Raw genomic sequence first — 19,795 nt, forward strand, 5'->3', positions numbered from 1 at the left:
AGCGCTTAAGCGCAACAACATACCTAAAAGTTAATTTCTAGGTATCTCATTCCTAACCGCTTCTAACAACCTATCTAAATCTACTCATGAACAGCAAAACTATAGTCAGTCCAAGTCTGCGGTGTAACTTCCTCAATGTAAAAAGTAGCGCATCACTGCTTGCTTACTGCTCGGCTTGGGCTCAACAGTAGGCTTGACCACAATTCCCCAGTTAGAGTTTGCGACTTTGAGGTAAAAATATTGAATTGTAGTTAATGATTCATTCGTGCCTGGTGTTTGTTCGGTTGTCACACCAACTAAGCCGGGAGCAACTCGCATGAATCAAGCGCAAATGAATTATACAGCTATTGTCACCAGTTTTCAAATTCTGGGTAAATGAGTAAATTTAGGTAGAAATAGACAGATTTCTTGAAACAGATGTTAACCCGACTTGATATTGCCCAGATTTATCAGCATTTCTGTCACTGCGCCACTGTCCAAAGGTTTAGAAAACAAATATCCCTGAGCTAATTCGCAGTCGAGTGCCCGAAGCTGGGCTAACTGTTCGGCTGTCTCCACACCTTCGGCGATCGCATTTAATCCCAAATTGTGAGCCAAAGTTACGATCGCCCGCACAATCTGCAAAGGCTGACCCCCGCCGTTGCCGTTTTCGATCGCCCCCAAGCGACTCACAAAAGATCGATCGATCTTCAGCGTATCCAGCGGAAAGCGGTGCAAGTAACTCAAAGACGAATAGCCCGTACCAAAATCGTCGATCGACAATCGAATATTTCTACCTTTTAATTGGGCGAGTACAATATTAGCCTTAGCCACATTTTCTACGATCGCGCTTTCAGTGATCTCCAATTTCAAACAACTCGGAGCGCAGCCAGTTTCTGCCAAAATTTCATCTATATGTTCAATTAAATTCGCCATTCCTAACTGCTTTGGAGAAAGATTGACGCTCATTGTTAATTGTGAAGGCTCGACAATTGGTAACTGGAAATTGGGAATTGGGAATCGCGAATTGGGAATTGGGAATTGGGAATCGGCAATCGGTAATTGGTAATCGGGGATTGGTAATTGGAGATTGGAAATTGGGAATTTTTTCCCTCTTCCCTCTTCCTTCTTCCCTCTTCCCTCTTCCCTCTTCCCTCTTCCCTCTTCCCTCTTCCTTCTTCCTTCTTCCTTCTTCCTTCTTCCTTCTTCCATCAACATTTCTTGCCAAACGCGCAATTGTCGGCAAGCTTCGCGCAGCACCCAGGCTCCCAGAGGCACGATCAAGCCTGTTTCTTCAGCTACAGGAATAAAAGTAGAAGGCGGTACTAAACCCCGAATCGGGTGCTGCCAGCGCACCAAAGCCTCAAAACCTTCGATCGCACCGCTGGCGAGGGAAAAAATTGGTTGGTAGTGGACAATAAAGTGCGAACATTCATCCTTACTTTTCCCTAATTCCTCCTTGCCAAAAATAGCTAATCGCAGGTCTGTTTCTAACTGCAAGAGGGAGATAGTTTGGTCGTGCATCGCCAAATTAAACACCTCGTGGCGGGCTTTACCCAAAGCTTTAGCACGGTACATAGCAATATCAGCATCGCGCAGGAATTCTTCGGGATGGCTGTATAAAGCACTCTGCTGGCCGTTCAACTCGTCACTTTCTACTATTCCTAAGTCACCTCGACTGAAAACAATCCCAATGCTAGCGGTGGTAAATACTTCATGCCCTTCGAGGTTAAACGGAATCTTCAGTTCTGTTTGTATCCTGTTAGCTGCTAGGGTGGCGTCGCTGAAGCTCTGAATGCGGTCTAGCAGAATGGTAAATTCGTCTCCCCCCAACCGGGCGACTGTATCCGAAACGCGCACGCAATCCTGAAGCCGCTGCCCTAGGGCAATTAGCAGTTTATCCCCAAGAATGTGTCCTAAAGAATCATTAACTATTTTGAAGCGGTCTAAATCTAGGAACAGGACGGCAAATTTGTAATCTGGGGAATGTTTGGAACGGCGGATCGCTTGTCCTAGCCTGTCGATGAACAAAAGGCGGTTAGGTAAACCCGTCAGCGAATCGTGAAAGGCGCCGTGCAGTAGTTGCTGTTCTACTCGCTTGCGCTCGGTGACATCTCTGATAATAATTTGGGCGGCGGCTGAGCCTTGATAAATAGCAGGGATGCCGGCAACTTCAACGTCTATGATTTCTCCGTCAAGCCGCATCAATTTTTCTTCGGCAAGCTCGATCGGCTGATTTTCTTCCTCGACTTGTCTCATCCGTTCTCTGGCTTTTTCGACATAGTTTGGATGAACGATATCCAATACCGGAAAGCCGATGAGCTCTGCCGGAGATCTGGCGCCGAGGAGTTTAGCGCCAGCGGCATTGATGTAGACGATTTTTCCTTGACTGTGAACGGCGATCGCTTCGGGAGATAGTTCTACTAAACGACGATAGCGTTCTTCACTTTCTTGGAGAGATACTATCAGCTCGCAGCGCTCTTGTTCGGCTCGCTGGCGTTCGATTTCCATTCTGTGAACTGCCAGAAATTTACCGATGCTTTGAGCCATCAGTTCTATGATTTCTCTGGCCTGCGATTCAAAATTTTTATGTCGGGCTTTTTGCGAACAAAAGCTCAAAGTACCATAAATTTTATCGTTGACAAATATCGGTGTGCCAATGTATGATTCTATGTTCAAATCTTGATAAACTTGATGGTCGCCAGTTTTCAGTATTTCTTTGATGTGAGAACACGCCATGGTTTTTTTGGATTTGATTACTGCTGCACAGTAAGTATCGCTAAGATTTAATTTTAAGCCTTTGTTAAAATATTTGATGTTGCTTTTGACGGAGCGAATCAGAAAAGATTGACTTTCAACTTGAGCAATAATACCAATAGAGAGTCCAAAAATTAAACAGCCTGCTGTCAGATAATCATCAACCAGTTCTTGAAAGTTTTGATAGTGATAAGTTGTAATCCGGTGCAAATGTTTGAGGTTGGCACTGAATGTGGCTAAATCTTGAGACTTTAAAAATAATTCTTCTTCCGAGCGCTGGCGGTCTGTAACATCGGTTTGAACTCCAATAAAGTGAGTTAAGTGTCGCCGAAAATTGTATACGGGAGCAATAGAAAGTTCGTTCCAAAAAGGTGTTCCATCTTTCCGAAAATTACGCAAAATCACTTGGCATTCTTTCCCTTCTCGAATGGCAGTTTGCAGCTCTTTTGCAGCGGGGCAATTGGTATCTTTTCCCTGTAAAAATCGGCAATTTTTACCAATTAATTCCTCTCTGCTATAACCGGTGATCCGCTCAAAACTGGGATTGACATAAATAATTGGATTATCTGCAACTGTGGCGTCGGCGATCGCAATGCCGTTGCTGGTACTCTCGATCGCCCGTTCCATCATTTGCAAGCGCTCTTGCGATCGAATGCGATCGATCGCCGCAGCTAACAGATTGGCGATCGCTTCTACAAAATAAACGTCATCCTGGTTAAAAACGCGCTCTTGCTTGCTGTGTACCCCCAAAATGCCCCAGACAGCCGACTCAGCAGTCTTCCCAGGTTCTGCTTGTCCCCAGTTCTTTTTCGCCTGTCCTCGATTGCCGGGAACGATCGCAGTGACGCCGCTGACAGCCTGGTGGTTGTGCAGCAGTGGCGACTCGCTAAAGCGGGTTTCTACTCGCAAATCTGCGACGATTATCGGTTCACCAACTAGCAATGTGTAACCTGCTTGCGATCGACTAGAAGCGGTAACAGTAGCGTTACCGACAAGTCCGGGCTGCCAGCCAATCCCCGCTCGCAACAGAAAAGCATGGCCAGAAGGCAACAGTTCCAAAAACTGGCAATACTCGACATCTAGGGTTTGGGCAATTAACACCGCAGCTTTGTCCATCAGTGCGGACAAGTCTGTTTCGGCTAGGGCCTGCTGTCCCAAGTAGGCGACGGCCGCTTGCTGGCGGGCCCGCAAGTGGATTGACGCCAGCAATTCCTGCTCTTTAGCGGCGGCTAGCTTGCGCTCGGTAATGTCGCAGAACACCGACAGCACAGTTTTTTCCGACAGTAATGTCAAATACCGCATGGATACAGTGGCCCAAAACAGGGTACCGTCAGCTTTTTTGAGGCGGACTTCTGTCTCGCGGACGTATCCGTTGCGAGCGAGATCCTCCAGTAGTTGCTGCCGTTCTGCGGGATTGTTGTAGAGGATGGAGGCTGGCTGGTGGTCGATCGACTGAAATGCTCTCAGGCCGAAAGCCTGACGGCATAAATCGTTGCTATAAAGAATTATGCCGTCAGGTAGACTGCTGACGATCATGGGCATCGGCATCGAATTGGCGATCGTCAGCAGCAATTCTTTGGTTTCTTGCAATTCTTCGTACAAGTCTGGCTTGGCGGCACAGCCCTGACAGTCTTCACCGTTTTCAGGGATAAAACTTTCCATTTTTGAATTGTTCCATTGAGCAGGTAACTTTTTTTACCAGAAAAAATTGGTTGAAAGCCGGAACACGAGTGAGGGAGAAATAAAAATCAGACTATTCATTACTCGAATCCTCGGACTTAAGGGTAGAGGTCGCTCTCCTTCGGTCAACTGTCAACTGTCAACTGTCAACTGTCAACTGTTGAAACTTGTGGTGACTGATGATTGCATATGTAGAGAACGATCGACAGTGCCCCACTACATTAATCTTAACCAAAACTCATGCAAGTCAGCTCCCCAAAACTGCTCGGATCGAGTTTTAGGTGGAATGCCAGTGGCGATCGCATCTGTCTCTGGTAAGAAAATGTAGAGTTTCTGAACTTGCGTTAAATTTTCATGTATGGCGGGGTAGCTTGCCAAATATGCAGCGCCAGCCCCTAATCTAAAAAGTAATGCCATCTGCAAACAACTACCCAAAACTATCCGAGGAGAGAGAGAAAATGCTTGAATCTTACCGCCTTCACGCTGCCGAAAGAGCCGCATTGGGAATTCCGCCGCTGCCGCTAGACGCCCAGCAAACGTCGGAACTCTGCGAATTGCTGAAAAATCCGCCACCGGGAGAAGAAGAAGCCTTAATCGAATTATTGCGCGATCGCGTACCCCCCGGCGTAGACAGCGCCGCCTACGTCAAAGCTGGTTTTTTAACCGGCATCGCCAAAGGTGAAATCCACAGTCCCCTAATTGCTCCCAAATGGGCAGTTTACCTGCTGGGGACAATGATGGGCGGTTACAACGTCCAATCTTTAATCGACTTGCTCAATCCTACTGCCGAAATCGCTATCCCCGCCACCGCAGCCCGGGCTCTGAGCAAAACGCTGTTAGTATTCGATGCCTTCCACGACATTCTCGCCCTGTCGGATACCAATCCCTACGCGAAGCAGGTAGTCGATTCCTGGGCTGATGCCGAGTGGTTTACCGGCCGCCCCGAACTAGCCCAAGCCATTACTGTTACAGTCTTCAAAGTGCCCGGAGAAACCAATACCGATGACTTGTCTCCCGCACCTCAGGCTACCACGCGGCCGGACATTCCCCTGCACGCTTTGGCGATGCTCGAAAGCAAGATGCCAGGGGCCTTAGAAACGATCGCCCAATTGAAAGAAAAAGGCCATCCCGTCGCCTACGTTGGCGATGTTGTCGGCACAGGTTCCTCGCGGAAATCGGCGATTAACTCCGTGTTGTGGCACATTGGTAACGATATTCCGTTTGTACCAAACAAGCGCAACGGCGGATATATTCTAGGAAGTGCGATCGCCCCGATTTTCTTCAATACCGCTGAAGATTCCGGCGCATTGCCGATCGAATGCGATGTCGCCAAAATGGAAACCGGCATGGTAATCACCATTCATCCCTACAAAGGCGAAATCACCAACGAAGCCGGAGAAATCATCTCCACCTTCACCCTCAAACCCGACACAATTCTCGACGAAGTTCGCGCCGGCGGTCGAATTCCCCTATTAATCGGACGCACCTTAACCGACAAAGTTCGCGAAGCTTTAGGACTAGAAATTAGCCCGATTTTCACCCGTCCAACTATTCCCGCCGATACCGGAAAAGGCTTCACCTTAGCTCAAAAAATGGTAGGGAAAGCCTGCGGTTTGTCCGGCGTTCGTCCCGGCACATCTTGCGAACCATTAATGACCACAGTCGGTTCCCAAGATACCACCGGCCCCATGACTCGGGACGAATTAAAAGAACTGGCTTGTTTGGGATTTAGTGCCGATTTGGTAATTCAAAGTTTCTGTCACACCGCCGCCTATCCGAAACCAGTGGATGTCAAAACTCACCACGAATTGCCCGATTTTATGTCACAGCGCGCGGGCATAGCTTTGCGTCCCGGAGATGGCATCATTCACTCTTGGCTGAACCGGATGTTATTGCCGGATACAGTGGGAACTGGCGGCGATTCTCACACTCGTTTTCCTTTAGGAATTTCCTTTCCGGCGGGTTCGGGATTAGTAGCTTTTGCTGCTGCTTTGGGCGTGATGCCTTTGGATATGCCGGAATCGGTTCTAGTCCGGTTCAAAGGTGAATTGCAACCGGGAGTAACGCTGCGAGATGTTGTGAATGCAATTCCCTACGTAGCAATTCAAAAAGGTTTGCTGACAGTCTCCAAACAGAATAAGAAAAATGTCTTTTCTGGGCGGATTATGGAGATTGAAGGTTTGCCAGATTTGAAGGTTGAGCAGGCTTTTGAATTGACCGATGCCTCGGCCGAGCGTTCTTGCGCCGGATGCACGATTAAATTGAGTTCTGAGACGGTCTCTGAGTACATTCGTTCTAATGTCGCACTGCTCAAAAATATGGTGGCGCGGGGCTATGAAGATGCGCGGACGATGATGCGCCGGGTGGCGAAGATGGAGGAATGGCTGGCTAATCCGGTGTTGCTTGAGGCGGATGCTGATGCGGAGTATGTGGAAATCATCGAAATCGATCTCAATGAGATTACTGAACCGATTGTGGCTGCGCCGAATGACCCGGATAATGTGAAGCTGTTGAGTGAGGTTGCGGGCGATCGGGTAGACGAAGTATTTGTCGGTTCCTGCATGACAAATATCGGTCACTACCGCGCCACTGCGAAGGTGTTGGAAGGTGCAGGGGAAGTGAAAGCTCGCCTGTGGATTTGTCCGCCAACTCGGATGGACGAACAGCAACTGAAAGAAGAAGGTTATTACAGCATTTTTGGAGCGGCTGGAGCGCGCACAGAAATGCCGGGATGCAGTCTTTGTATGGGCAATCAAGCGCGGGTTAAAGATGCGACAACCGTGTTTTCAACTTCGACTCGTAATTTCAACAACCGCATGGGTAAAGACGCGCAAGTTTATCTCGGTTCTGCGGAATTAGCCGCAGTTTGTTCGCTGTTGGGTCGAATTCCCACAGTCGAAGAATACCAAGAGATTGTGGCGAAGAAAATCAATCCTTTTGCTGGTGATTTGTATCGATATTTAAATTTCGATCAGATTGCGGGCTTTGAGGATGAAGGGCGAGTGATTGCTTTGGAAGATATGCCTCGGATTGAGGATATTTTGGGGATTCCTGAGGGTGTTTTGAGCAAGTAATATCATCGCAGCTTACTGAGGGTGCATCTGGGTTTGGCAAATATGTGTGTAGGGGCGAAGCATGACCGCAGTCAATATGAGATTATAACTAATAACTTATATGCGGTCATGCTTCGCCCTCTTCAAAAATGAGATGCACCCGCTGACTTAGATGGTTATTTAGAACCGCAGATAAACGCAGATGTACGCAGATGAATTAATTATCTGCGTACATCTGTGTTCATCCGCTGATATCTGCGGTTCAAGCAAATCCCATAATTTGAATGAATCATCCTCCGCCTTTTGTTTACAATATTTACAATATAAGTAGAGGCGAATTCGATCGCCAATCTCTGGCTTCCCATCCAGGATATCGATCGACCCGCTGATTCATATAAATCCGAGAAAGGAGAAAAATGATTATGTCTGAACAAGCTTTAGTCAGTGAAAGTCCAGCGACAGCAACTTCAGCGCCAGAACCTCGCATTGGCAACGAAATGGTAGAGTTTCTCAGTGTAATTCAGCAAACTCCGAGAGAATATTGGCCGAATTTGCTGAAAATGATGCGGTTATTTCTGGAAACTGTGACGGTTAAGCCCGGATTACCGGAACCCGCCCAGACACCTGAAAACGTAGATTTTACTAAACTGTCGAAGGAGGAAAGGATCAAAAGAAATCAACCTGCGATCGAATTATTGCGATCGTGGCGAGAAGATGAGGATGATGAACAAGAACAAAAAGAAACTGCGGAATATCTTGAACAAGTGATAAATGAAGATCGGATGTCTAATCGACCATTGTTTCCATGAGCAGAATAATTATTTTGGATTCCGGCCCCTTGGGGATGGTGACAAATCCTCAAGCCAAACCTCCTTATTTGGAATGCCAACTTTGGCTAGCATCGTTACTAGATAATGGCGCAATGGTAATCCTGCCTGAAATTGCTGACTATGAGGTGCGGCGCGAGTTGATTAGAGCCGGAAAAGAGAACGGTCTTAAAAAGCTTGACAAATTTAAAAATGTCCTGACATACCGTCCTTTGACTACGGAGGTAATGCTTCTAGCGGCTCAGTTGTGGGCGGATGCACGAAAGAGAGGAAGGCCAACAGCAGAACCGAATGCACTTGACGGCGATGTGATTCTGGCTGCTCAAGCAATATTATTAGCAAATGAGGCAAATGAAGTGGTAATTGCTACCACAAATGTGGGGCATTTGTCTCAGTTTGTGGATGCTCGCGAATGGCGATCGATCTCGTAAAACTGGATTCTGAGAGAAAAAGTTAAGCCAAAGCCCGATCGCACTTACGTTTTGATATACTTTCAACTACATATATTTTTACAGACACCGTTAGCGAGATCAACAGCATGGTGGAAACAGTGGACACAATCGAAAAAACGGACGATCGCACGCAAACCCGGTTTTGGGGTAAAGTTACAGTCATAGACGCGGGCGATCGCTACAAGATCAATCGCATCGAAGTCAAACCGGGACACCACATCCGCACCCAAATGCACTATCACCGCAGCGAACACTGGGTTGTCGTCTCCGGTACCGCTAAAGTTATCTGCGATGACAAAGAGACCATTCTCATGCAGAAACAGTCAACCTACGTTCCCATGAATACCGCTCACCGCGTGGAAAACCCCGGCGTTATTCCCTTGGTGATGATTGAAATCCAAAATGGCGAATATCTGGGTGATGATGACATTATCCGTTTTCCCCAAGATGCCGCTGACGAAGATTGATCTCAAATCAAGTTAAATAACTCTCAGGTTTGTAGTGAGGACTTCAGTCCTCTCTCATCTCAGACTTAACGGAAAATTAAAATTACCAGAAAGAATTAGTTTAAAGCCCCAAGCCCGGGAGAAATTAAAATCAGGCTCTTCGTTACTCCAATCCTGTTCCTTCTTTTGTCAACAGTCAACGAAGAGGGCGGGCACGGGGGCACCGCCCCTACAAACTGTCAAATGAATGAAGGAAATTAAAATTATAGGGGCAATTTCAGAAATTGCCCCTACAGGATTATATTAAGGTTGTTAAACACGATAGTCTGATATAGCAATTGGCGATCGTCCTACGGCAAAGCAGCGTTTTTCAAATCTACATTTGCCATATTGGCATCCTGTAAATTAGCGCCAGTCAAATCCGAACCGTTCAAGTTAGCACCGGTCAAATTAGCACCAGTCAAATTAGCATCCCGCAAGTTAACCCCCAGCACATCTATTCCCGACAAACTACCGCCCCGGAGGGTGATATTTCCCAGATTCGCGACAGACTGACGGGCATTTCTCAGGTTCGCCCCAGTCAAATTAGCACTTTCTAAATTAGCCCCGACCAAATTAGCACTGGTAAGGTTGGTATTTTTCAAACTGGCAATTACTAAACCAGCCAAACTCAGGTTAGCGCGAGTCAAATCAGCACCCTCCAAATTTGCCCCGTGCATTTTAGCCCCAATTAAGCTCGCACCTTGCAATTTAGCTTGTGTCAGATTTACTGCGTTTAATTTGGCTTCGTTCAAATTTGTACCGCTCAAATTTGCACCACTCAAATTTGCACCGTTCAAATTCGCACCGCTGAGATTCATGCCAGAAAGCTGCGCTCCTGTCAAGTCACATTTGCTGCAATTTTTAGTTTCTAATAGTTGCTTGACTTGTGATACGTTTTCTGCTTTGACTCCAGAAGCAAAACCGATCGCAATTAGCAGCCCTGTTGTTGTTAAAATTCCAAATTTCATATACTCACCCTCGGCGATATCTCTCTCTACTAATAATATCCAACATTTTTAGAGAGAGTGGGGTGATCGGTCTCTTCGATAAACTGTGACAATCATCACCCTGTTGTGCACAAAAGATGATAGAATTATGGACGTTTAAACTCCCAACAATTATTGTAAACAATTATTGCTTTTTCAGGAACCAAAAGGGAAAGGATTGCGTCGGTTCGAGACGGACACCCGTGATGCTGTTCTGAGCAAAAGTATAGTCCTTATCCTGCCATAGAGGGATGAAAGGTACATCTTGACCTAGTATGTCCTGAATTTCGGCAAACAAAGCTTTGCGGGTTTGAGGGTTGGCTTCTTGGCGCTGCTTGGCGATCAGTTGATTTACCCGATCGCTATAATAAAACGAACCCTGCCCCTGACTGGCACCCTTTTCACACCCGCGGGCCGCCGAACCCGTCGCACAATCCAAAAACGGCTGAATGTAATTGTCAGCGTCGAAAAAGTCAGCGTACCAATCCACCAACACCGCAGGATAAATCCCCTTCTCTATATTCTGAAACAAAGTCGGAGATTCAACGCTGTTAATTTCCACCTGCATTATCCCGTCCATTTTGAGTTGGGCTAAAGCTTTAATCGTACTCGCCACTAAACCTCGTTTTGTAGAACCGCTAGGATGCCAAATTTGAAAAATAAACGGATTGGCGGCCGAATATCCCGCTTTTTTTAGCAATTCCTTGGCTTTTGTCATGTTGGCGTCGCCGTACAGTTCTTTAAATACTGGCTTGTTAACGTCGAAGGTTGTGGGAATCAGGCTGTACAGAGGCTGGGCTTGTCCTCGGAGGACGCGATCGTTAATCAACGGCCGATCCATCGCCGCGGTGATCGCCTGTCTCACCTCTAACTTATCCAGCGGTTTAGAATTGAGATTCAGCGTCATATAACTAACTGTACTGCTCTCCCCCGCGATTTCCTGCCATTTCCCTTTTTTTGCTCCCTCATCCAAGCTGCGAACTTGATCCGCATCCAGGGATAAATAAGCTACATCGATCGCACCAGTCCTAAAAGTATTGAACAAATTTGAAGAACTCGAAAGCAGCAAAATGTCAATACCTCTATTGACGGGTTTTTCTCCCCAATACTTATCAAAGGCGTCAAACTTCAGAGAATCGCTACCGTACTTCGCCAGTTTGTAGCGTCCAGTTCCCACAAAAGTATCCGGTTTAAATTTACCGTCCCCAATCTCATAAGCTTTCGGAGAAATCGGACAAAGACCGGCAAATGTCAGCAAAGAAGGAAACGCAGCAAAAGGCTTTTTGAGTTGAAAAGTTAATTCGTATTCGCCCGTCGCTTTCACCGATTCTACTGCATCGCCCAACAAGAAAGCCGGACGACCGCCATTTTTGATAAACCGCTGCAAGGAAAATTCCATTGCTGCGGCGTTAAACGGTGTGTCGTCGTGAAAAATCACGCCTTGACGCAAGGGAATTGTATATGTCAATCCGTCTTTGCTAACTTTTGGCATTGCTGTCGCCAAGTGGGGGATTAACTTTGTCGTTCCCGACTCGTAGGTGTAGAGAGTATCGCCCAAATTTCGCAGCAGTTGTCCTGAGATGGTTTCGTAAGCGTCGGCGGGGTCGATCGTCCGCAATTTCAAGGTTGTGCCAATTGTCACGCGATCGTTGTTGGGCGAATTGGGCGAATTGGGCGATCGACTGGCACTCTGTCCGCAGCTTGCAGTTAACAAGCAGCAGAGGCAGAACAAAGCTATAACTTTAATTACTGAAGGTTTTATAGATATTCTCGACTGCCACTTGTTAATTCCCATCGTCTTTTATTGACACTCCAAATTAGTAATTATATTATCAGGACTTACACACTTTTAAATGAGAAACCCGGTTTCTTGGTAGATGCAATGTCGCGAAACCTCTTAAACTGCCAACTGCCAACTGTCAACTGTCAACTGTCAACTGTCAACTGTCAAGGGAGCATCTCATTTTTGTAAAAAGCATTTTTTTATTATAGTGCGAGCGTCCCCGCTCGCGTATTGTACTCGCGAGCGGGGACAGCACTATATATAAATGCAAAACTGAGATGCTCCCGATGCAATGTCGCGAAACCTCTTAAACTGCCAACTGCCAACTGTCAACTGTCAACTGTCAACTGTCAACTGTCAACTGTCAACTGTCAACTGTCAACTGCCAACTGCCAACAGCCAACTGACTAAATTTCCCTGAGGAGCGATCGCCAATCCCGACAGCGTTTCAGGTAAATGCGAGCTACCCGATCGCTCGGATTTTTCCGCAAACACTCTTCAAACAATTTTCCTGCCAATCGGTACTCATGGCGATCGCAAAGTAACATTGCTTCAGTATATACCGCCAAATTTGCTAGCTTAGCCGAGAGAATTTCCGGCGGATCGGCATCGAAGACCTCATATATTGTGACATATTGTAATTTTCCTTTTACCTGTACTTTATCCACAATCCGAATATTATAATCAGCCGGATTTCGCAACCGTTCCAATGTCTGCTGAGAAATTAACATAGGAACGCCATAATCTTTCGTCAACCCTTCAATCCGAGATGCCAAATTAACAGCATCACTAATCACCGTGCTATCCATTCTGCTTGTGCCACCAACTGTCCCCAGCATCAAAGAACCAGAATTGATCCCAATCCCAATTTTAATCGGGATGTAGCCCACACTTAAACGGTATCTGTTGTAATCATTCAGGATATTTAGCATCGCAATACCAGCTTTCACTGCATCATCTGCACAGTCGCTAAACAAAGCCATAATCGCATCGCCGATATATTTGTCAATAAACCCGTGATTGCTAGTAATAGCAGGCTCCATGCGCGACAGGTAAGCATTTATAAAATTAAAATTTTCTTGAGGAGTCATAGTTTCGGAAAGCGTCGTGAAATCGCGGATGTCCGCAAACAGCACCGACATTTCCTGCTGCACTTGATCGCCTAAACTGACATCAATAATACTTTCATATCCCAACAAATTGAGAAATTGATGTGGCACAAATCGCCCGTAGGCATCAGTTAATTCCGATTCAGCATCCAGAGATTTTTCTAAGCTTTTATTGACTTCAAATAATTCCTTAATAAATGTTTGGCGGTCGGCTTCAGCTTGTTTGCGTTCCGTGACATCTTGAAAAACTGCGATCGCAAAAGCAACTTTGCCACCGTCAAAAATTGGCGTCCCCCAAGTCTCAAGGGGGATTTTCTTGTCTAGTCTATGAATTTCCAGATCGTCAGCAGTCGAACTTTCTCCCGTCAAAGCTCGGACGAGCGGCAAATTCTGTGAAGGGTAAATAATATCAGTTCCCGCGATATAAAATTTATAACTTTTTGACAAATCATCAACAGCATTTAACGGCAACACCCCTTGGCCTAGTAACTGCTGTCCGGCACGATTGACGTAGTAAGGTTTACCTTGAGCATCGAGCACCGCCACGCCTACGGGAATCGCTTCCAGAAATTGAGCTAGCTTGATTTCGCCTTCCCGCACCGCCTCCAATGCCCGATAGCGCAACTCAGATTCCACCGTATCGGAATGTTCAGCAGTATTTTCCAGCAAGATTTCCAGATCCGCTTTTTCCTCCTTCAAGTCTTCCACTTGCTGGCGCAATCTTTCTATCTCTAAAAGTAGCTGTTCTCTAGATGGTTGTTCTTCCAGCATAACCCGAGAATTTGCGCCTCGACTAACAGAAAATTGCTCAACAGTCCATACCCTAAAAGTCATCATATGTCTATAGTAATTCAAACTGCAAACTCGGCATTAGGCGCTGGAAATTCTTCACAGATTTACCTTGCCAAGCTATACGTTGAGAACCTTGTACCGCCATTTGCACCCGAGCTTTTTTGCGGACTTCGATAATAAACTTCGACAGCATATTTATGCCTGAACTGTTCAAAAATTCTAACTGTTGCAAATTGAGGGTAATTTTTGCCGGTGCCAAATCGGCTACCTCCTCCAGCAACTGCACTATCGGTGCGTACTCTTGGGGCCCGCTCAACCTTAGAGATCCTCTAAAACTCACGGTTGCCGTTGATGGATCGTAACAGATCCCGTAATCTTCTGTTTTAATTTCCATTGCCGCAAAAAAAAGTCCCTTAGATATTATCGATCGCCAGCGATACTTATACTCTTAATTGCACCATAGTTGTCACCGTAATTACTTCCGGGTCTTTTTGCACCGTCTGGAACTTCCAACCTATTTTGGTGGTATAATCGCTCAGCATGGTTAGCAGGCCCAATCCTGAATTAGTAGAATTTTCGTCAGCAGCATTTTTTTCCAACCGCTCAATGTACAGCTCGCTCGGATCGGACTCCAGCAACTGCTGAATGTAAGCCTGAAACTTCCCTACACCTTGCGGAGGGATGGTGTTAGCAACTGAGAAAATCAGTCCGTCGCTCCTTAATTGCAGTTTAATGTTGATCGGGTGTTCCGATGTCTCATCATTAAACTTCATCGCATTCTCTAATAACTCATTAGCAATATAGCTAACAGCACTTTTAATTTCAGCTTGTCTGTCAATTGTCGAGGGGTCATCCTCGTTTCCAGGGAAAAAAGTCGTCAAGTAGTCAGCCAGAAAATCCGCCGACAAACCGTTGTTCCGCCACCGCTGCTTGAGGGGGATCGAACTCGGGGAAAATCCAATTATTAAATATTCGTGGCTGGGAGTCGGCTCGATGAAATCGCCGAAAGTCTGAATCATATTAGTTGTTATTTGTTAGTTGTTATTTGTTAGTTGTTATTTGTTGGTTGACTGTTGTTATTGGTTATTGGTTATTGGCGAGTTGCTACCAATGCCCCATGCCCCATGCCCCATGCCCCATGCCCCATGCCCAATTCCCAATTCCCAATTCCCAATTCCCTATTTTTGTTTTAGAACCAGCAATGTGATGTCATCAAAAACTTTTTGTTCGCCGATGTGCGATCGCACGTCGTCAATTACAGCGTGCCTGATCTCTGTAGCCGTTTGCTGCCAATTAATCTGTATTACCTTAATTAACCTATCTAAACCATAAAGCACTTTATTCATATTTTTAGCCTCCGTAATCCCATCAGTGTACAGCACTACCACATCTCCTGAATGCAACTGGACAAGGGTTTGGGCCACAAAATCAGCAATATCTTCATCCAGCCCGATCGGGAAACCCAAATCGATTGTATCAAACCGCTCGGCAGAACCGTTACACCGCACGACAATCATTTCTTCGTGCTGGCCGCTCAACTTCAGCATTCCCTCGTGATAGTCTAGCAAAGCAAGGCTAGCGTTCTTATCCCATTTCATCCGCTGCATATTATCGTAAATTACAGTGTTAATAGCGGTTAAAAATCTTACCGGATCGGCTTCGTTGTAGGTGAGCAAAGTTCGCACTGCTGTTTGAAGCATAATCATTAAAACACCGCTCTCCAATCCGTGTCCCGTCACGTCGCCAATACCAATTTTTACTTTACCTTCGTGCTGGAGTACATCGTAATAGTCACCGCCTACTTCATCAGCAGGTTCCATAAATCCTGCAATATCTAAGCCAATAACTTCCTTCAATTCTCGGTCTTTCGGCAGCAGCATCTGCTGAATTTTGCGAGTGACATCTAGTTCGGCACTCATCCGCATATTTTCGGATTTTAGGCGATCGTTAAGAACAGTAATTTCTTGATTCGCACCAACCAAAGCCTCGGCAATCTTGTTAAATGCACCCACAACTTGCCCGAGTTCATCTTTGTTATCCAAAATAATTTTGTGGTCAATATTGCCACTTGCCATATTTTTTGACGCTTCCTCAAGCACAAATACAGTTTGCATGACTGCTAGGTAAAAAGATACAAATAAATAAACAACTATTGTTAAAATAATTAGAATAAAAACATAAATTAAGTGTTTTCTAGTAACTAAAGCATCTATACGTTTTTGCAGGAGAAAGTCTAATTCATTGACACTTTTGTCCCACAGTTCAAAACTCGAATTCAGAACTCGGTCGCTGCCATCGAGATAGGTATAATATTCGACTGTGGCTGTGGGATAAATTAGTTTATCTAGTTGCCCAGTTAGTTGCTCTACTACTGAGTTAAATTTTATCAAATCTTGGCTTAATTTCGGTCGCAGATTCCCGTGAGGATTGTTGCTAAATCCTACCTCCATATTGATTGCTAAATCCTGATTGAGTTCTCTCAATTTGCCCGCAAAAGTAATCAATTTCGCTCTTTCCTCAGGTGTGGCATCGGAACGCAGGCTACTTTTTTGAGAAAATAGCCTAATTTCTGACAATAATTTTTGCATTTCTGGAATTTTCAACAAAGTTGCATCCATCAAATAATAGGTATCTAAATCTGGGTCTAATATGAGATTGGAAGTATCGCCGACGTGAGCGCTCAATTTATTAATATCATATGCGATTTTTTGATATACAACATCGTAAGTTTCTAAACTCCACTGGCTCCGATGAAGTTTAAATTTTTGCCAATTTTGATAAATGGTATTAAATTGCTCGCGGGAAACTAAAGTTGTTCCTAACTGGCGGTCGGTATTTGCCAGGGATTGAAAGTCCGCGTCTATCTTAGCTTCAAAATTATCCCAGGACTCGTGCTGGCTTAAATTTGGATTTAAACCCTGATAATTTAACAGGTGAAATTTCGGTATGTATTCCCTCAACTGGCGCAGCGGACGCAGGTATTGATTGCCGTAGATTTCTTTTTGGGCAAAATCAACTCTGGTGTTAATTTCGGAAATCAGCAGGTACATCATCAAGACTAACGGCATCGCAAATAGAAAACCGATCAAGATGAATTTTTGAGGATAGCTGATCCGATTCATTAAATGGATTCCTAGGGATTTTCTGTTCATAATCGATATATTTCAACAAGATGTTACTAAAAAATTAGCGATCGCTACTAAGTTATTTTCGGGGACGATCGCTCTTGAAAACCTAAATCCTCTAATTAATCAGCGATAGCTTGCTTAATTTATCATGCGTTCCCGTCCTGTTGCTACAGATTGTACGGCATCCCTTGGCTCTCACTGGCTCAGTTCGCCTCCCCTTGTCTACAAAACCTTCAGAAGTTTGGGCACGATGAATAGTCATTTATACTGAGATGTTCCCCCAAAATCATTTTTGTTTCAGCAGATTTACCTAGCGATAAATTTTGCTCAATACTATACTAAAAGTAAAAATTAAGTAATAACTGGTAGTGCAAGTTTCCTGAAACAGAAGTGGCAGCAGGGAGTATAAGATACTTGCGCCGCACGACTCTGTTAAGTCGGTTCTGCACCAAGGAACAAACAGCACCAGCAGCAGTGTCTATATCGGTATCTGCATTTGAGTGCTCCGGAGCGATCGCGCAAGAGTGTAAAGTGAGGCAGAGGGCGTACTATGAAACCAATCTCCGAAAATAACTCTCAAAACAATCAAAACCGAGGTGAAAAGCAGCCTAATCCTTTAATCTTGGCTTTGGTGCTGACGGGAATTCTGGCATGGGAAATGTATCCGGCGCTAATCCACACCGCTGCGGCTAACGCGGGCGCCCTCAAACAGTCCCTCGTTCAGGTGGAAAACCAAGATGAGCAAACAGCGCAGCAATTTCCCGCTGTCGGGGATCAAAAAAAAATCAGCTATTCGGGATTGGTACTAAATAGTCTAATTTCCGAACCGGGCAATTTGGCTGAGGGTACGCGCCAAAATCCCCCGAACCAGTTGCCCGCAAACGTTGCAGCCGCAGTTCGCCAAGAGTTGTCGCGCTCGACTGGGATTGCTGCTGACAAGTTGAAAGTCACTGAATCGAGCCGGCAAAGTTGGCCGAATACTTGTTTGGGACTCGCGAAATCTGATGAAATTTGCGGCCAAATGATTGTTGAAGGTTGGCGGGTTGTGGTTTCTGATGGCGGCCAAACTTGGGTTTACCGCACCAATGCTAGGGGGAATGTGTTGCGCTTGGAAAAGAAAGTTAGTTAAGGGAATTTGACCCTGTGAAATGAACAATAAATTTCCTTTTGGAACAGGCAAGATGCCTGTTCCACAAAGACTAGATTTTATTGTGGTAGATTTCTTGTGGGGTGGGGACGCGAGCGGGTGCATCTGGTTTTTTGAAGAGGGCTCTCGCATGACCGCATATAAGTTATTAGTTATAATCTCCTATTTTATGCGGTCATGCTTCGCCCCTACGGATATATTCGCTTGCATTGAGATGCACCCACGCGAGCCATCCCCTAACATCAATTTGGGAGTTTTTTTCTTTCAATAATCCCGCCGCCTAAGAGCACATCTGAGTCATACCAAACTGCGGCTTGTCCGGGGGTAATGCTCAACTGCGGTTCGTCAAAAATTACCTTGACTCTTGTACCGCTTGCTTTTTCGTCTGCTTCGGATGATTCTACGGGAATAATTGTAGCGGGGACGGGTTGCGATCGATAGCGAATCTGCACGGAAGCCCGAATCGGAGCGATCGGCCCAGCGACAGAAACCCAATTTACTTTCTGGACATTGCAGTCAGATTCTACTGCCAACTGGCGATCGCCCACAATTACCCGATTAGCACCAGCATCAAGTTCAATCACATACAGCGGTTCCGGTGCGGCAATCCCCAGGCCCTTCCGCTGGCCGATAGTGTAGTGGTGCACGCCGTCGTGCTGTCCGAGTACGCGGCCGGACTTATCTACAATGTCACCCTTTTGCGGCGCAATGTACTTGTCGAGAAAAGCCCGCATCGAACCGTTACTTTCCACCAAACACAAATCCTGACTTTCCGGCTTATCAGCGGTTGTCAAGCCAAATTCCGCCGCAATTCTGCGAGTTTCAGTCTTGGTGATTTCCCCCAAAGGAAACTCCGTACCCGCCAGTAAATCCTGTGTTAAATCGTACAAGAAATAAGACTGATCTTTCGCAGGGTCGATCGCCCGCAGCAACTGATAGCGATCGGTAGCAGTATCATAGGTAATGCGAGCGTAGTGCCCCGTAGCAATCTTTTCAATACCCAGCTCTTCGCGAGCGTACTTGAGCATCGGCCCGAACTTCACAGTTTTATTGCACTGCGAACAAGGCAGAGGTGTAACTCCTGCACTGTAACCGTCCACCAAAAAATCGACAATACTTGCCTGAAAGACCTCGCGGCTGTCAACAATGTGATGGGGAACGCCCAAATCTTCGCAAATTTTAGCGGCATCGACCATTCCCTCAGAGCAGCATTGACCTTTGCCTTTCATCAACCACAGCGTTAAACCCACCACTTCATAGCCCTGATGGTGTAAAATTGCGGCTGCTGCGGAACTATCGACCCCGCCGGAGAGGCCTACGACAATCTTGTTCATGGTTCGGAAATAAATTGCTATTTTACTGTTTTACTGTTACGCAAGTTCGATCGAGCTAATTGATTATACCACAAAAATACTACAACCTGCTACTGCTGTTAGCTGAAATTTTAGCACTAATAAGTAAATCCACCTAATTAAGCCTCAAATCCCGATCGCTCAAAGGCTTGCTGTGTATTTTTTCTTCCTTCTTCCTTCTTCCTTCTTCCTTCTTCCTTCTTCCTTCTTCCTTCTTCCTTCTTCCTTCTTCCTTCTTCCTTCTTCCTTCTTCCTTCTTCCT

General features: G+C 45.8%; 16 protein-coding genes. 6 read left to right on the forward strand and 10 right to left on the reverse strand.

Translation table 11 applies throughout. From position 1 onward, the window contains the following. Window positions 1-132 precede the first annotated feature (132 nt). The 3 genes from JGK16_RS00785 to JGK16_RS00795 form a co-directional block, all read right to left on the reverse strand. Window positions 133-318 carry a hypothetical protein gene (locus JGK16_RS00785; RefSeq protein WP_293185516.1) on the reverse strand — a complete coding sequence of 62 codons (186 nt, stop codon included), beginning with the start codon at window positions 316-318 and terminating at the stop codon, window positions 133-135. 102 nt (window positions 319-420) lie between these two features. Continuing rightward, window positions 421-4,398, reverse strand: a complete 3,978-nt coding sequence (locus tag JGK16_RS00790; RefSeq protein ID WP_293189253.1) for an EAL domain-containing protein — start codon at window positions 4,396-4,398, stop codon at window positions 421-423. Between the two features lie 234 nt (window positions 4,399-4,632). After that, window positions 4,633-4,833: a hypothetical protein gene (locus JGK16_RS00795; protein ID WP_293185518.1), complete on the reverse strand. Its 201-nt coding sequence runs from the start codon at window positions 4,831-4,833 to the stop codon at window positions 4,633-4,635. A 41-nt stretch (window positions 4,834-4,874) separates the two neighbouring features. Here JGK16_RS00795 and acnB point away from each other — a divergent pair, with 41 nt between their 5' ends. The 4 genes from acnB to JGK16_RS00815 all read left to right on the forward strand — a co-directional run bounded on the left by acnB (window position 4,875) and on the right by JGK16_RS00815 (window position 9,215). Further along, window positions 4,875-7,490 (forward strand): bifunctional aconitate hydratase 2/2-methylisocitrate dehydratase, encoded by a 2,616-nt coding sequence (gene acnB, locus JGK16_RS00800; protein ID WP_293189255.1) that lies wholly within the window; start codon window positions 4,875-4,877, stop codon window positions 7,488-7,490. Window positions 7,491-7,891: 401 nt separating this feature from the next. Beyond that, window positions 7,892-8,278 carry a hypothetical protein gene (locus JGK16_RS00805; RefSeq protein WP_293185520.1) on the forward strand — a complete coding sequence of 129 codons (387 nt, stop codon included), beginning with the start codon at window positions 7,892-7,894 and terminating at the stop codon, window positions 8,276-8,278. Then, window positions 8,275-8,727, forward strand: coding sequence for a nucleic acid-binding protein (locus tag JGK16_RS00810; RefSeq protein WP_293189257.1), 453 nt, complete (start codon window positions 8,275-8,277; stop codon window positions 8,725-8,727). Before JGK16_RS00805 ends, JGK16_RS00810 begins: the two co-directional genes overlap by 4 nt. 74 nt (window positions 8,728-8,801) lie before the next feature. Further along, window positions 8,802-9,215 (forward strand): cupin domain-containing protein, encoded by a 414-nt coding sequence (locus tag JGK16_RS00815; RefSeq protein WP_293189273.1) that lies wholly within the window; start codon window positions 8,802-8,804, stop codon window positions 9,213-9,215. Between the two features lie 329 nt (window positions 9,216-9,544). Here JGK16_RS00815 and JGK16_RS00820 read toward each other — a convergent pair whose 3' ends face one another. Both JGK16_RS00820 and JGK16_RS00825 read right to left on the reverse strand, forming a co-directional pair. Then, a complete protein-coding gene (locus JGK16_RS00820) occupies window positions 9,545-10,204 on the reverse strand; it encodes a pentapeptide repeat-containing protein (RefSeq protein WP_293185523.1) in 660 nt (219 codons plus the stop codon). Between the two features lie 163 nt (window positions 10,205-10,367). Further along, window positions 10,368-12,017, reverse strand: coding sequence for an ABC transporter substrate-binding protein (locus JGK16_RS00825; RefSeq protein ID WP_293189259.1), 1,650 nt, complete (start codon window positions 12,015-12,017; stop codon window positions 10,368-10,370). 280 nt (window positions 12,018-12,297) lie between these two features. On the opposite strand from JGK16_RS00825, the gene JGK16_RS00830 reads away from it, so the two are divergent. Further along, window positions 12,298-12,426, forward strand: coding sequence for a hypothetical protein (locus JGK16_RS00830; RefSeq protein WP_293202692.1), 129 nt, complete (start codon window positions 12,298-12,300; stop codon window positions 12,424-12,426). Here the strand turns inward: JGK16_RS00830 and JGK16_RS00835 are convergent. From JGK16_RS00835 to JGK16_RS00850, 4 genes are all read right to left on the reverse strand, one after another. Then, complete coding sequence (locus tag JGK16_RS00835; RefSeq protein WP_293185525.1) at window positions 12,413-13,885, reverse strand: adenylate/guanylate cyclase domain-containing protein; 1,473 nt, start codon at window positions 13,883-13,885, stop codon at window positions 12,413-12,415. The two genes, JGK16_RS00830 and JGK16_RS00835, sit on opposite strands and share 14 nt — an antisense overlap. Window positions 13,886-13,955: 70 nt before the next feature. Beyond that, window positions 13,956-14,300, reverse strand: coding sequence for a hypothetical protein (locus JGK16_RS00840; RefSeq protein WP_293187071.1), 345 nt, complete (start codon window positions 14,298-14,300; stop codon window positions 13,956-13,958). A 46-nt stretch (window positions 14,301-14,346) separates the two neighbouring features. Then, window positions 14,347-14,925 carry a DUF6272 family protein gene (locus tag JGK16_RS00845; protein ID WP_293187070.1) on the reverse strand — a complete coding sequence of 193 codons (579 nt, stop codon included), beginning with the start codon at window positions 14,923-14,925 and terminating at the stop codon, window positions 14,347-14,349. 159 nt (window positions 14,926-15,084) lie between these two features. Beyond that, entirely contained in the window at window positions 15,085-17,028 is a 1,944-nt protein-coding gene (locus tag JGK16_RS00850; protein ID WP_293189261.1) for a PP2C family protein-serine/threonine phosphatase, read from the reverse strand. A 556-nt stretch (window positions 17,029-17,584) separates the two neighbouring features. Between JGK16_RS00850 and JGK16_RS00855 the strand changes: the two genes are divergently transcribed. Next, a complete protein-coding gene (locus JGK16_RS00855) occupies window positions 17,585-18,163 on the forward strand; it encodes a hypothetical protein (RefSeq protein WP_293187068.1) in 579 nt (192 codons plus the stop codon). Window positions 18,164-18,423: 260 nt separating this feature from the next. On the opposite strand, the gene mnmA is transcribed toward JGK16_RS00855, so the two are convergent. After that, a complete protein-coding gene (gene mnmA / locus JGK16_RS00860; RefSeq protein ID WP_293189263.1) occupies window positions 18,424-19,515 on the reverse strand; it encodes a tRNA 2-thiouridine(34) synthase MnmA in 1,092 nt (363 codons plus the stop codon). Window positions 19,516-19,795 lie beyond the last annotated feature (280 nt).

The organism is Microcoleus sp. PH2017_09_SFU_O_A (assembly GCF_020738625.1).
Classification (GTDB): Bacteria; Cyanobacteriota; Cyanobacteriia; order Cyanobacteriales; family Microcoleaceae; genus Microcoleus.

Coding starts and splice junctions, on each gene's coding strand:
- JGK16_RS00835 (WP_293185525.1), bottom strand. CDS start 13,885: ATGCTGGAAGAACAACCATCTAGAGAACAGCTACTTTTAGAGATAGAA.
- JGK16_RS00820 (WP_293185523.1), bottom strand. CDS start 10,204: ATGAAATTTGGAATTTTAACAACAACAGGGCTGCTAATTGCGATCGGT.
- JGK16_RS00790 (WP_293189253.1), bottom strand. CDS start 4,398: ATGGAAAGTTTTATCCCTGAAAACGGTGAAGACTGTCAGGGCTGTGCC.
- JGK16_RS00805 (WP_293185520.1), top strand. CDS start 7,892: ATGTCTGAACAAGCTTTAGTCAGTGAAAGTCCAGCGACAGCAACTTCA.
- JGK16_RS00810 (WP_293189257.1), top strand. CDS start 8,275: ATGAGCAGAATAATTATTTTGGATTCCGGCCCCTTGGGGATGGTGACA.
- JGK16_RS00825 (WP_293189259.1), bottom strand. CDS start 12,017: ATGGGAATTAACAAGTGGCAGTCGAGAATATCTATAAAACCTTCAGTA.
- mnmA (WP_293189263.1), bottom strand. CDS start 19,515: ATGAACAAGATTGTCGTAGGCCTCTCCGGCGGGGTCGATAGTTCCGCA.
- JGK16_RS00795 (WP_293185518.1), bottom strand. CDS start 4,833: ATGGCATTACTTTTTAGATTAGGGGCTGGCGCTGCATATTTGGCAAGC.
- JGK16_RS00845 (WP_293187070.1), bottom strand. CDS start 14,925: ATGATTCAGACTTTCGGCGATTTCATCGAGCCGACTCCCAGCCACGAA.
- JGK16_RS00855 (WP_293187068.1), top strand. CDS start 17,585: ATGAAACCAATCTCCGAAAATAACTCTCAAAACAATCAAAACCGAGGT.
- JGK16_RS00850 (WP_293189261.1), bottom strand. CDS start 17,028: ATGAATCGGATCAGCTATCCTCAAAAATTCATCTTGATCGGTTTTCTA.
- JGK16_RS00785 (WP_293185516.1), bottom strand. CDS start 318: ATGCGAGTTGCTCCCGGCTTAGTTGGTGTGACAACCGAACAAACACCA.
- JGK16_RS00840 (WP_293187071.1), bottom strand. CDS start 14,300: ATGGAAATTAAAACAGAAGATTACGGGATCTGTTACGATCCATCAACG.
- JGK16_RS00830 (WP_293202692.1), top strand. CDS start 12,298: ATGTCGCGAAACCTCTTAAACTGCCAACTGCCAACTGTCAACTGTCAA.
- acnB (WP_293189255.1), top strand. CDS start 4,875: ATGCTTGAATCTTACCGCCTTCACGCTGCCGAAAGAGCCGCATTGGGA.